The 10781-nt window shown below is 72.9% G+C and carries 12 protein-coding genes; 4 read left to right on the top strand and 8 right to left on the bottom strand.

Translation table 11 applies throughout. From position 1 onward, the window contains the following. Positions 1 to 126 precede the first annotated feature (126 nt). Positions 127 to 300 carry a hypothetical protein gene (locus IF61_RS36115; protein WP_157848727.1) on the top strand — a complete coding sequence of 58 codons (174 nt, stop codon included), beginning with the start codon at positions 127 to 129 and terminating at the stop codon, positions 298 to 300. Between the two features lie 60 nt (positions 301 to 360). On the opposite strand, the gene IF61_RS0131085 is transcribed toward IF61_RS36115, so the two are convergent. The 5 genes from IF61_RS0131085 to IF61_RS0131065 form a co-directional block, all read right to left on the bottom strand. Next, positions 361 to 1626, bottom strand: coding sequence for a beta-ketoacyl-[acyl-carrier-protein] synthase family protein (locus tag IF61_RS0131085; RefSeq protein ID WP_030369901.1), 1266 nt, complete (start codon positions 1624 to 1626; stop codon positions 361 to 363). A 70-nt stretch (positions 1627 to 1696) separates the two neighbouring features. Further along, positions 1697 to 1945, bottom strand: coding sequence for an acyl carrier protein (locus IF61_RS0131080; RefSeq protein ID WP_030369900.1), 249 nt, complete (start codon positions 1943 to 1945; stop codon positions 1697 to 1699). 104 nt (positions 1946 to 2049) lie between these two features. Next, a complete protein-coding gene (locus IF61_RS0131075) occupies positions 2050 to 3096 on the bottom strand; it encodes a ketoacyl-ACP synthase III (RefSeq protein ID WP_030369899.1) in 1047 nt (348 codons plus the stop codon). A gap of 13 nt (positions 3097 to 3109) precedes the next feature. Beyond that, a complete protein-coding gene (locus IF61_RS0131070; RefSeq protein ID WP_030369898.1) occupies positions 3110 to 4063 on the bottom strand; it encodes an ACP S-malonyltransferase in 954 nt (317 codons plus the stop codon). Between the two features lie 89 nt (positions 4064 to 4152). Further along, on the bottom strand, positions 4153 to 5337 hold the full coding sequence (locus IF61_RS0131065) for a PucR family transcriptional regulator (protein ID WP_030369897.1): 1185 nt from the start codon (positions 5335 to 5337) through the stop codon (positions 4153 to 4155). Between the two features lie 57 nt (positions 5338 to 5394). Here IF61_RS0131065 and IF61_RS0131060 point away from each other — a divergent pair, with 57 nt between their 5' ends. Further along, positions 5395 to 6084, top strand: coding sequence for a pirin family protein (locus tag IF61_RS0131060; RefSeq protein WP_030369896.1), 690 nt, complete (start codon positions 5395 to 5397; stop codon positions 6082 to 6084). Between the two features lie 60 nt (positions 6085 to 6144). On the opposite strand, the gene IF61_RS0131055 is transcribed toward IF61_RS0131060, so the two are convergent. Beyond that, positions 6145 to 6957, bottom strand: a complete 813-nt coding sequence (locus IF61_RS0131055) for a serine hydrolase domain-containing protein (RefSeq protein WP_030369895.1) — start codon at positions 6955 to 6957, stop codon at positions 6145 to 6147. Between the two features lie 150 nt (positions 6958 to 7107). Between IF61_RS0131055 and IF61_RS0131050 the strand changes: the two genes are divergently transcribed. Both IF61_RS0131050 and IF61_RS0131045 read left to right on the top strand, forming a co-directional pair. Then, the gene (locus tag IF61_RS0131050; protein WP_043191567.1) at positions 7108 to 7599 is read left to right on the top strand and encodes a MerR family transcriptional regulator; all 492 of its coding nucleotides are present in this window, start codon (positions 7108 to 7110) and stop codon (positions 7597 to 7599) included. Next, positions 7599 to 8621: an aldo/keto reductase gene (locus tag IF61_RS0131045; protein ID WP_030369893.1), complete on the top strand. Its 1023-nt coding sequence runs from the start codon at positions 7599 to 7601 to the stop codon at positions 8619 to 8621. The genes IF61_RS0131050 and IF61_RS0131045 overlap by 1 nt, the downstream gene beginning before the upstream one ends. Before the next feature lie 97 nt (positions 8622 to 8718). Here IF61_RS0131045 and IF61_RS0131040 read toward each other — a convergent pair whose 3' ends face one another. Together IF61_RS0131040 and IF61_RS0131035 are read right to left on the bottom strand one after the other, a co-directional pair. Next, the gene (locus tag IF61_RS0131040; protein ID WP_030369892.1) at positions 8719 to 9399 is read right to left on the bottom strand and encodes a response regulator; all 681 of its coding nucleotides are present in this window, start codon (positions 9397 to 9399) and stop codon (positions 8719 to 8721) included. Continuing rightward, entirely contained in the window at positions 9396 to 10721 is a 1326-nt protein-coding gene (locus IF61_RS0131035) for a sensor histidine kinase (protein WP_030369891.1), read from the bottom strand. The genes IF61_RS0131040 and IF61_RS0131035 overlap by 4 nt, the downstream gene beginning before the upstream one ends. Between the last annotated feature and the right edge of the window lie 60 nt (positions 10722 to 10781).

The raw sequence follows: 10781 nt of genomic DNA, 5'->3' as shown, positions 1-10781 counted from the left end.
CCTCGCCGCCGTCGTGCACGAATGCGACGGCAGCTGGGGCATCAGCAAGAGCGGCGCCGCCACCGAGGGCACCCGGGTCTGGGCGCGCCTCCCCCTCCCGGGCGACGGCCGACCCGGAGGCGGCAGGTGACCGCGACGCCCGCCTCCGCCGACCCCCGGCAGGCATGCGCCAGCCGGCTCCGGCCGTGGCGGGACGCCGGAGCCCCCGCACTCACCGACCTCGGAGTGACCGCGGGGGCCGACGGCGAATGCGTGTGGGCGCACGGCCCCGAGGGACCGTCGTGGCCCGTACGGGTCTGATAAGCCGAACGGCCTGCCCCGGGAGATCCCGGGGCAGGCCGTACAAGCCGGAAGCTACGGTCAGACCGAGCGCAGCGCCAGCACCACGTTGTGGCCGCCGAAGCCGAACGAGTTGTTGATCGCGGCGATCGTGCCCTCGGCGGGCAGGGCGCGCGGCACGTCGCGGACGATGTCCGCGTCGATGTCCTCGTCCAGGTCGTCGACGTTGATGGTCGGCGGGGCCGTACGGGTGTGGAGGGCGAGGACGGTCATGACCGTCTCGATGCCGCCCGCACCGCCCAGGAGGTGGCCGGTCATCGACTTGGTCGCGGAGACCGCGACGTGGTCGAGGTCGTCGCCGAGGACCTTGCGCAGCGCCTTGATCTCGGCCGCGTCACCCTGCGGGGTGGACGTGGCGTGCGCGTTGAGGTGCACGACCTCGGACGGCTTGAGGTCGGTGTTGTCGAGCAGGCTCTGCAGCGCGGCGGCGATGCCGCGGCCGGTCGGCTCGGGCTGGGCGATGTGGTGGCTGTCCGCGGACAGGCCCTGGCCCAGGACCTCGCAGTAGACCCGCGCGCCGCGCCGGGCGGCGTGCTCGGCCGACTCCAGGATCACGACGCCGGCGCCCTCGCCGAGGACGAAGCCGTCACGGGCCTTGTCGTACGGGCGGGAGGCCTTCTCGGGCTCCTCGTTGTTCTTGGACATCGCCATCATGTTGGCGAAGGCGGTGATGGGCAGCGGGTGGATCGCCGCCTCGGTGCCGCCGGCGACGACCACGTCGGCACGGCCGGTGCGGATCATCTCGACGGCGTAGCCGATGGCCTCGGCGCCGGAGGCGCAGGCGCTGACCGGGGTGTGCACGCCCGCCTGGGCGTTGACCTCCAGGCCGACGTTGGCCGAGGGGCTGTTCGGCATGAGCATGGGCACGGTGTGCGGGGAGACGCGGCGGACGCCCTTCTCCTTGAGCACGTCGTACTGGTCGAGCAGGGTGGTCACGCCGCCGATGCCGGAGGCGATGACGGTGCCGAGGCGCTCGGGGGCGATGGAGGAGTCCTCGCCGGCCTTGGCGGTGTAGCCCGCGTCGGCCCACGCCTCGCGGGCCGCGATCAGCGCGAACTGCGCCGAGCGGTCCAGCTTGCGGGCGAGCGGGCGGGGCAGGACGTCTTCGGGGTCGACCGCGGCGGCGGCGGCGATCCGGACCGACAGGCCGGCGTAGCGCTCGCCCTCAAGGGGCCCGACGCCGGACCGGCCGGCGAGCAGAGCCTCCCAGGTCGTCGCGCTGTCGCCACCCAGCGGTGTGGTTGCGCCGATACCGGTGACGACCACGGTGCGATTGGTCGAGCTCACAGGAATTGTCTCCACGTGTAGAGGTGCTGGTGAAACCGCCACCGCCGGGGTGGCGACGAACGCTGTCGGGTCAGTCCTGGTGCTTCAGGATGTAGGCCGCGGCGTCGCCGACGGTCTTGAGGTTCTTGACGTCCTCGTCCGGGATCTTGACGTCGAAGCGCTCCTCGGCGGCCACGACGACCTCGACCATGGACAGCGAGTCGACGTCCAGGTCGTCGGTGAAGGACTTGTCGAGCTTGACGTCCTCGACCGGGATGCCGGCGATCTCGTTGACGATGTCGGCGAGGCCCTTGAGGATCTCTTCCTGGGTGGCGGCCATGTGGCGCTCCTTCTATTTGTGCGGTGGAACCTGCGTGATAAAGAACTGCTGGTGCGGTGAGCTCTGCGCGGCCCGGCGGTGAGGCCGGATCGCGACGATCTCGCCTAGGGGAGGGTAACGACCGTGGCGGCGTAGACGAGACCCGCCCCGAAACCGATGACGAGCGCGGTGTCCCCGCTCTTCGCGGCGCCGGTGGCCAGGAGCCGCTCCATGGCCAGGGGAATGGAGGCCGCGGACGTGTTGCCCGTGGTCTCCACGTCACGGGCGACCGTGACGCTCTCCGGCAGTTTGAGGGTCTTGACCATCGAGTCGATGATCCGCATGTTGGCCTGGTGCGGGATGAAGACGTCCAGGTCCTCCACGCTGACCCCGGCGTCGTCCAGCGCCTGCTGGGCGACCTTCGCCATCTCGAAGACGGCCCAGCGGAACACCGCCTGGCCCTCCTGCGTGATGGCCGGGTAGCGGATCTCGTCCAGGGGCGTGCGGGCCTCCGGACCGTTTCCGCCGGGGACCGGGGTGGTGCGGTAGGAGTCCCACCCCAGGGTCTGCTTGATGGTGTGCGACTTGTCGCCCTCGGAGCCCCACACGGTCGGGCCGATGGCCGGCTCGTTCGAGGGGCCGACGACCACGGCGCCCGCACCGTCGCCGAACAGGAAGGCCGTCGCGCGGTCCTCCAGGTCGGTGAGGTCCGACAGCCGCTCGACGCCGATCACCAGGACGTGCTCCGCCGAGCCCTCGACGACCATGCTCTTGGCGAGCGTCAGGCCGTAGCCGAAGCCCGCGCAGCCGGCCGAGATGTCGAACGCGGCGGGCTTGCCCGCGCCGATCTTGTGCGCGATCTCGGTGGCGATCGCCGGGGTCTGGTGGAAGTGCGAGACCGTCGAGACGATCACGGCACCGATCTGCTCGGGGGTGATGCCCGCGGCGGCGATGGCCTTGCCGGACGCCTCGACCGACATCGCGGAGACCGTCTCCTCCGGGCCGGCCCAGTGCCGGGTCGCGATGCCGGAGCGGGAGCGGATCCACTCGTCCGAGGAGTCGATGTACTTAAGGATCTCCTCGTTCGGCACCACCCGGGTGGGGCGGTAGCCGCCCACGCCGAGGATGCGCGCGTACGGGGCACCCTTGCTCGGCTTGATCTTCGCGGTCATGCTCTGAGGCTCCTTATTCGGCCGGGGAACCGGCGGGTGCGGCGTACTCGGCGATCAGCTCACGGGCTGCGTCGAGGTCGGCCGGCGACTTCAGGGCCAGGGTCTTCACGCCGGGCAGGGCGCGCTTGGCCAGGCCGGTGAGCGTACCGCCGGGGGCCACTTCGAGCAGGGCCGTCACGCCGAGCTCCTTGAACGTCTCCATGCACAGGTCCCAGCGCACCGGGTTGGCCACCTGGCCGACCAGCCGCTGCACGACCTCCGCGCCGGAGGCCACGACGCCGCCGTCCTTGTTCGAGACGTAGCGGGTGTGCGGGTCGGCCGGGGACAGCTCCTGCACGGCGGCCTCCAGGGCCGACACGGCGGGCGCCATGTGGTGCGTGTGGAACGCGCCCGCGACCTTCAGCGCCACGACCTTGCGGGTGCCCTCGGGCTTGTCCTCGGCCAGCGCCGCGATCTGCTCGGCGGTGCCGGCGGCCACGATCTGGCCCGCGCCGTTGACGTTCGCGGGGGTCAGGCCGAGCTTCTCCAGGTGCGGGACGACGACCTCGGGGTCGCCGCCGAGGAGGGCGGCCATGCCCGTCTCGGTGACCGCCGCGGCCTCGGCCATGGCCAGACCGCGCTTGCGGACCAGCTCCATCGCCGACCGCTCCGGCAGCACACCGGTCAGCGCGGCGGCGGCGAGCTCGCCCACGCTGTGGCCCGCGGCCGCACCCACCAGGCGGGCGAAGTCGTCCGCCGTCGGAAACAGCTGCCGGGCCGAGACCAGCGCCGACGCCACGAGCAGCGGCTGGGCGACGGCGGTGTCGCGGATCTCGTCCGCGTCGGCGTTCGTGCCGTAGTGGACGAGGTCCAGGCCGATGGCGGCCGACCACTCACGGAGCCGGTCTTCGACACCGGGGAGGTCGAGCCAGGGGGTCAGGAAGCCGGGCGTCTGAGCGCCCTGGCCGGGAGCGACGAGTACGAGCACCCTCACACTCTCTCTCGTGGACGGTACCGGCCACCCGTGGGGATGGGGACCAAGAACCGTCAGGGGAATTGTTGACGTTCGACAAAAGGCTAAAGGGCCGTCTCGGTGTCGGCCAGACGCCCCAGGATGAGCGCGATTCGCAGCGTGAACGCCGAGCGGACATCGGAGGGTGACCAGCCGGTGACGTCCGTCACACGTCGGAGGCGGTATCTCACGGTGTTGGGGTGGACGAACAGCATCCGTGCCGCCCCTTCCAAGCTACTCGCCTGTTCCAGGTAGACACTCAGCGTTTCCAGCAGCGCCGAGCCCGCTTCCTGTAGCGGTCTGTAGATCTCCTCCACCAGCTGATCACGGGCTGTGGTGTCACCCGCCATCGCCCGCTCCGGCAGAAGATCATCCGCAAGGACCGGGCGGGGGGCGTCCGGCCAGGCCGCGCAGGCCTTCAGGCCGGCCGCGGCCGCCGCGGCCGAGCGCGTCGCCGACAGCAGGTCCGGCACCACCGGACCGGCCACCACCGGGCCCGCCGCGAACGGCCCGATCAGCGCCTTGGCCGTCTGCAGCGGCTGGTCGGAGCCGCCCGCGATGACCACCAGCCGGTCACCGAGCACACCCGTCAGCACCTGCACCTTCGCGTGCCGCGCCGCCCGCCGGATCGCCTCCACCGTCAGCTCGCTGTCCCCGTTCGGGGCGGTGCCCAGCACCACGCTGACATTCGCCGGGGCGCTCCAGCCGAGGGCCGCTGCCCGGGACAGGGCCCCCTCGTCCGCCTCGCCCGACAGCACCGCGTTGACCACCAGCGACTCCAGCCGGGCGTCCCACGCGCCGCGCGCCTCGGCGGCCTGCGCGTAGACCTGCGCGGTGGCGAACGCGATCTCGCGGGCGTAGACCAGCAGGGCCTCCCGCAGGATGCCCTCGTCGCCGGGCGCCGCCACCTCGTCGATCGCCGACTCCATGACCTCGATGGTCGTGCGGACCATCTCCACCGTCTGGCGCAGGGTGATCGCCCGCGTCAGCTCGCGCGGGGCCGTGCCGAACACGTCCGTGCTGATGGCCTGCGGAGTCTCCGGATGCCGGAACCACTCCGTGAAGGCCGCGATGCCGGCCTGGGCGACCAGGCCGATCCACGAGCGGTTCTCCGGGGGCATCGCCCGGTACCACGGCAGCTGGGCGTCCATCCGGGCGATGGCGGCGGCGGCCAGAGTGCCGGAGGACTTTTCCAGGCGGCGGAGGGTGGCGCTGTGCGGATGCGGGGTGTTAGCGGCGGGTTCAGGCACGGGGACAAGCCTGCCTTATTCGGGTCCGGTGCGGGGTCGCCGGGCTACCGTAGCCCGATGACGCACGTACAGCGGTCCGTCCAGCGAGCCGGTGAACGCTTCCGCGGCGGGGACCCGGACGCCGGCATCGAGACCTGGCACGCCTTCTCCTTCTCCGGCTTCTACGACCCCGACAACGTGCGCTTCGGGCCGCTCGCGGCCTGCAACGAGGAGCGGCTCGCGCCCGGGGCGGGGTTCGCCGGGCATCCCCACCGCGACGTCGAGATCGTCACGTGGGTGGTCGAGGGCGAGCTCACCCATGAGGACTCCACGGGACACGTCGAGGTCGTGCGGCCCGGCGACGTACAGCGGCTGAGCGCGGGGGCCGGCGTCCGGCACTCGGAGCGCAACGAGGGCGCGGAGCCGCTCCGCTTCGTGCAGATGTGGCTGACGCCGTCGGAGTACGGGGGCGAGCCCTCGTACGAGGTGGTGCGCGGCGTCGGCGACGACGTGTCGTACGGCTTGCCGGGGGTGGAGGCGGTGCTGCACGTGCGGCGGCTCGCGGCGGGGGCCCGGGGTGCGCTGCCGGGTGCGCCCTGGTTGTACGTGCACGTGGTCCGGGGGTCCGTCCGGCTGGACGGGGAGCTCCTGCTGGGTGCCGGGGATGCGGCTCGGCTGCTCGACGCCTCCGGTGTGGAGGTGGAGGCCGTCGGCTCCGACGCGGAGCTCCTCGGCTGGGAGATGCACGCCGAGCCGCACTTCGGCTGAGGACCGGACGGTCCGAAAAAATCAGCCCGTCCGGCGTTTGAGGACACCGCGCGGTAGCGCCTACGAAAGTTCGGCCAGGACCGCGTCCGTCAGCGCCGGCCACACCTCGATCGCCCACGGCCCGAACGCCCGGTCCGTCAGCGCGACGCACGCCGCGCCCGCGGCGGGGTCCACCCACAGGAACGTGCCCGACTGCCCGAAGTGCCCGTACGTGCGGGGCGAGGACGACGCGCCCGTCCAGTGCGGGGACTTGCCGTCGCGGATCTCGAAGCCGAGGCCCCAGTCGTTGGGCCGCTGGTGCCCGTAGCCCGGGAGGATGCCGGTCAGGCCGGGGAAGGCCACCGAGGTGGCCTCCGCCACGGTCTCCGGCGACAGCAGTTGCGGCGCCTGCAGTTCCGCGGCGAACCGCACCAGGTCGGAGACGGTCGAGACGCCGTCCTTGGCGGGTGAGCCCGGGAGGTCCGTCGCCGTCATCCCGAGCGGCTCCAGCACCGCCTCCCGCAGGTAGTCCGCGAAGGGGATGTCCGTGGCCTTGGCGATGTGGTCGCCGAGGACGTCGAAGCCGGCGTTGGAGTAGAGCCGCCGCGTGCCCGGCTCGGCCATCGCCCGGTGCTCGTCGAAGGCCAGCCCGGAGGTGTGGGCGAGGAGGTGGCGGACCGTCGACCCCGCGGGCCCGGCCGGCTCGTCCAGCTCGACCGCGCCCTCCTCGACGGCGACGAGTGCGGCGTAGGCGGCGAGCGGTTTGGTGACGGAGGCCAGCGGGAAGCGATGCCCGGCCGGCCCGTGCGTGCCCGCCGTCGTGCCGTCGGCCCGTACGACCGCCGCCGCAGCGGTGTCCACCGGCCAGTTCTCGATCATCCGCAGGCTCTCCATGGATCCGAGCCTATCCCGGGGCCGCCGGCCGCCCGCCCCGGCCAAGATTCCCCCAAGTCTTCGCTTGCCTGGAGTGCGCTCCAGCTCTCTAGCGTTGGGGTGATCGCAAGGGCAACGACTTCGAACGCCCGCGAACAGGGGGAAGGCTCCATGACCGTCTTGGACAGCGTGCCGGTAGGGACGACGACACCGCCGGACATCGTGTGCACCGTGCTCGAACAGCAGCGGCACGGCCGCCCGGTGGGGCGCGAGCGGTACACGATCAGCGAAGTGGCGGGCTGCACGGGGCTGTCGGTGCACACGCTGCGCTGGTACGAGCGGATCGGGCTGATGCCGCACGTGGACCGCTCGCACACCGGTCAGCGCCGTTACACCGACCGGGACCTGGACTGGCTGGACCTGGTGGGACGGCTCCGGCTGACCGGCATGCCGGTGGCGGACATGGTCCGTTACGCACGGCTCGTCCGCGAGGGCGAGCACACGATGGCGGAGCGGGAAGAGCTGCTGACCGCGCACCGCGAGGACGTCCGGAAGCGCATCGCGGAGCTGCGGAGCACCCTTGAAGTGCTCGACTACAAGATCGACATCTATGCCGACGCCCGGCGCCGGGCCGAGGCGGCCGAAGGGGCCCTGAAGTACTGATGAGCAACAGCAACGACAAGATAGCCACCGCGACGCTCGGCACCGGCGGCCCCGAGGTGGGCGTGCAGGGGCTCGGCTGCATGGGCATGAGCTTCGCCTACGGCCCGACGACCGACGAGGGGGAGGCGAGAGCGACGCTGGAGCGGGCGCTCGAACTGGGCGTCACCCTCTACGACACGGCCGACGTCTACGGCGCCGGCGAGAACGAGAAGTTCATCGCGCCCTTCATCCGGGCCCACCGCGACCAGGTCGTCCTGGCCACCAAGTTCGCCCTTTCGATAGACCCGGAGAACCCGCAGGTCCGGACGATCCGCAACGACCGCCCGTACATCCGCCGGGCCGTCGAGGCCAGCCTGCGGCGGCTCGGCGTCGACGAGATCGACCTCTACTACATGCACCGGCGCGACGTGAACGTCCCCATCGAGGAGACGGTCGGCGCCATGGCCGAGCTCGTGGCCGAGGGCAAGGTCAAGCACCTGGGCCTCAGCGAGGTCACCGGCGGCGAGCTGCGCGCCGCGCAGGCCGTGCACCCGATCGCCGCCGTGCAGTCGGAGTGGTCGCTGTTCAGCCGCGACATCGAGGCCCACGTGGTGCCGGCGGCGCGGGAGCTGGGCGTCGCCCTCGTGCCCTACTCCCCGCTCGGCCGGGGCTTCCTGACCGGCTCCTTCGTGCAGGCCGAGGAGCTGTCGGGCGACGACTTCCGCCGCACCATGCCCCGCTTCACGGGCGGCAACGCGGCGGCGAACGCGGCGCTGCTGGAGCCGGTCCGGGAGATCGCGCAGGAGCGCGGCGCCTCCCTGGGCCAGGTGGCCCTGGCCTGGCTCCAGCAGCAGGCGCAGGTGCACGGCCTGACGGTCGTTCCGATCCCGGGCACGCGCCGCCGCTCCCGCCTGGAGGAGAACGCGGGCGCGACCCGCATCACCCTCACGGCGGACGAGCTCGCGGCCCTGGAGCCGATCGCGGACAAGGTCGCGGGCGGCCGCTACGCCGACATGTCGTTCACCTCGGCCGGCCGCGAATGACGGACCACGGGTAACGGGCCCGCGAGCAACAGCCCGCGAGTAACGGGCCCGCGGGGGACGGGCCCTCCGGTGGCGGCGCGGATGACGCGCCGTCACCTCACCGCCCGCCCGGAGCCACCAGCCCCGACTCGTAGGCGAAGATCACCGCCTGGGCGCGGTCGCGCAGGTCCAGCTTGGCCAGGACCCTGCCGATGTGCGTCTTGACGGTCTGCTCGGCCAGCACCAGGGCGGCCGCGATCTCCTGGTTGGACAGCCCGCGGGCGATGAGCTCCAGGACCTCGGTCTCGCGCGGGGTGAGCCCGTTCAGCCGCAGCGCCGGGCCGCCCTTGCGCGGCGCCGGGCGCTGCCTGGCGAAGTCCGCGATCAGACGGCGCGTCACGGACGGGGCCAGCAGGGCCTCCCCGGCGGCCACGACCCGCACGGCCGAGATCAGGTCCGCGGGCGGCGCGTCCTTGAGCAGGAAGCCCGACGCGCCCGCGCGCAGCGCCTCGTAGACGTAGTCGTCGACGTCGAAGGTCGTCAGCATCAGGACTTTCGGACGGTGCGTCACACCGGGCGGCGGGGAGAGGAGCCGCCGCGCCGCCTCCAGCCCGTCCATCTCCGGCATCCGGACGTCCATCAGCACGACGTCCGGGTGGGTGCGGCGGCTGACGTCCACGCCCTGCTTCCCGTCCGCCGCGTCGCCGACGACGTCGATGTCGGGCTGGGCGGCCAGCAGCGCGGCGAAGCCCGCCCGCACCATGGCCTGGTCGTCGACGATGATCACCTTGATGGTCATGGCGAAACGGAGTCCTCTTCGTCTTCATCCGGAGCGGTCGTGAACGGGAGCCGGGCCGCGACGCGGAAGCCGCCGTCCGGCAGTGGGCCGGTGTCGAGCGTGCCGCCGACCAGCCGGACCCGCTCCCGCATGCCGACCAGACCGTGGCCCGTGCCGCCGGTCTCCACCGGCCGGGCGTCCCGGTCGGCCGCGGCGGCATTGACGACCAGCACCATAAGGCCCGTGCCGGCGTCGCCGGCCGACACCGACACCCGCGTGGCCGCGCCCGGCGCGTGCCGGACGACATTGGCCAGGGCCTCCTGCACGATGCGGTACGCGGAGAGGTCCACGGTCTGCGGCACCGCCTCCGGCAGCGGATCCGGCATGGCCAGCTCCACCGGCAGCCCGGAGCGCACGGTCGCCTCGACCAGCTGCGGGATCCGGGCCACGCCCGGCTGCGGCGCCCGCTCGGCGCCGCCCGCGCCGGAGGCGTCCTCGCTGCGCAGCACCCCCAGCAGCCGCCGCATCTCGGTCAGCGACTCCCGCGCCGTCGCGGCGATCGTGCCGAACTCCTCGCGCGCCTCCTCCGGCAGGCCCGCGAGCCGGTACGGGGCGCTGTCCGCCTGCACGGTGATCACCGACATGTGGTGGGCGACGACGTCGTGCAGCTCGCGGGCGATGCGCGTGCGCTCCTCCAGCAGGGTGCGCCGGGCCCGCTCGGCCTCGCTGATCGTCTCCTGCTCGGCGAGCGCCCGCCGCGCGTCCCCGCGCTCGCGCAGCGCCCCGGCGAGCAGCATCAGCATGCCGCCGACGACGAACAGCGTGATCCAGACGTTGCTGGAGCTGCGCTCGGGCGACACGCTCCGCAGGACCGCGCCCGCGACGCCGGTGGCCAGCCAGACGGCGACGAGCGTCGGGCGCCGCTCGCGCATGCCGACCGCGAGCAGCAACAGCAGCATGCCGATGACGGTCGGGGGCGGCCACGGCCAGGTCCAGTCGTGGTTCACCGGCTCGGAGAGCAGGGCCGCCGCCGCGGCGACGCTCGCCGCGAAGGCGATCGCCCAGGCGAGCAGGGGCCTGCGGACGGCGACGAGCAGCGGCACGGCCTGGGCGACGGCGAGGGACAGCGCGAGGCCGAAGCCCAGGCCGTACTCGTTCGCCAGCACGTTGGCGGTCAGCGGCAGCAGCAGGGCGGTGAAGAGCGCGGCGACCACGTAGGGCAGCTTCCGCACCCAGCGGCGGCGCGACCGGCCGCCCAGCGGCACGGGCGGCCCGGCGGGTGTGCAGACGTCGATCAGGTAGGCACGTGCCAGGGCGAGGGGGGCGGGGAGTGACTGGGGCATGACCCCCTCACCCTAGGCCGCGGCCCGCGCGCGGTCGTCACACCGTGGTGGGGGCTTGCG

Origin of the sequence: Streptomyces roseoverticillatus (assembly GCF_000719265.1) — a bacterium.
Lineage (GTDB): Bacteria > Actinomycetota > Actinomycetes > Streptomycetales > Streptomycetaceae > Streptomyces > Streptomyces roseoverticillatus.
Note: the sequence above shows the minus strand (reverse complement) of the source record. Positions and strands in the feature narration are given on the sequence as shown.

Excerpts from the sequence above, each read along its gene's own strand:
- IF61_RS0131080 (WP_030369900.1), bottom strand. The coding sequence starts at position 1,945 with ATGGCCGCCACCCAGGAAGAGATCCTCAAGGGCCTCGCCGACATCGTC.
- IF61_RS0131075 (WP_030369899.1), bottom strand. The coding sequence starts at position 3,096 with ATGACCGCGAAGATCAAGCCGAGCAAGGGTGCCCCGTACGCGCGCATC.
- IF61_RS0131060 (WP_030369896.1), top strand. The coding sequence starts at position 5,395 with ATGACGCACGTACAGCGGTCCGTCCAGCGAGCCGGTGAACGCTTCCGC.
- IF61_RS0131055 (WP_030369895.1), bottom strand. The coding sequence starts at position 6,957 with ATGGAGAGCCTGCGGATGATCGAGAACTGGCCGGTGGACACCGCTGCG.
- IF61_RS0131050 (WP_043191567.1), top strand. The coding sequence starts at position 7,108 with ATGACCGTCTTGGACAGCGTGCCGGTAGGGACGACGACACCGCCGGAC.
- IF61_RS0131045 (WP_030369893.1), top strand. The coding sequence starts at position 7,599 with ATGAGCAACAGCAACGACAAGATAGCCACCGCGACGCTCGGCACCGGC.
- IF61_RS0131040 (WP_030369892.1), bottom strand. The coding sequence starts at position 9,399 with ATGACCATCAAGGTGATCATCGTCGACGACCAGGCCATGGTGCGGGCG.
- IF61_RS0131035 (WP_030369891.1), bottom strand. The coding sequence starts at position 10,721 with ATGCCCCAGTCACTCCCCGCCCCCCTCGCCCTGGCACGTGCCTACCTG.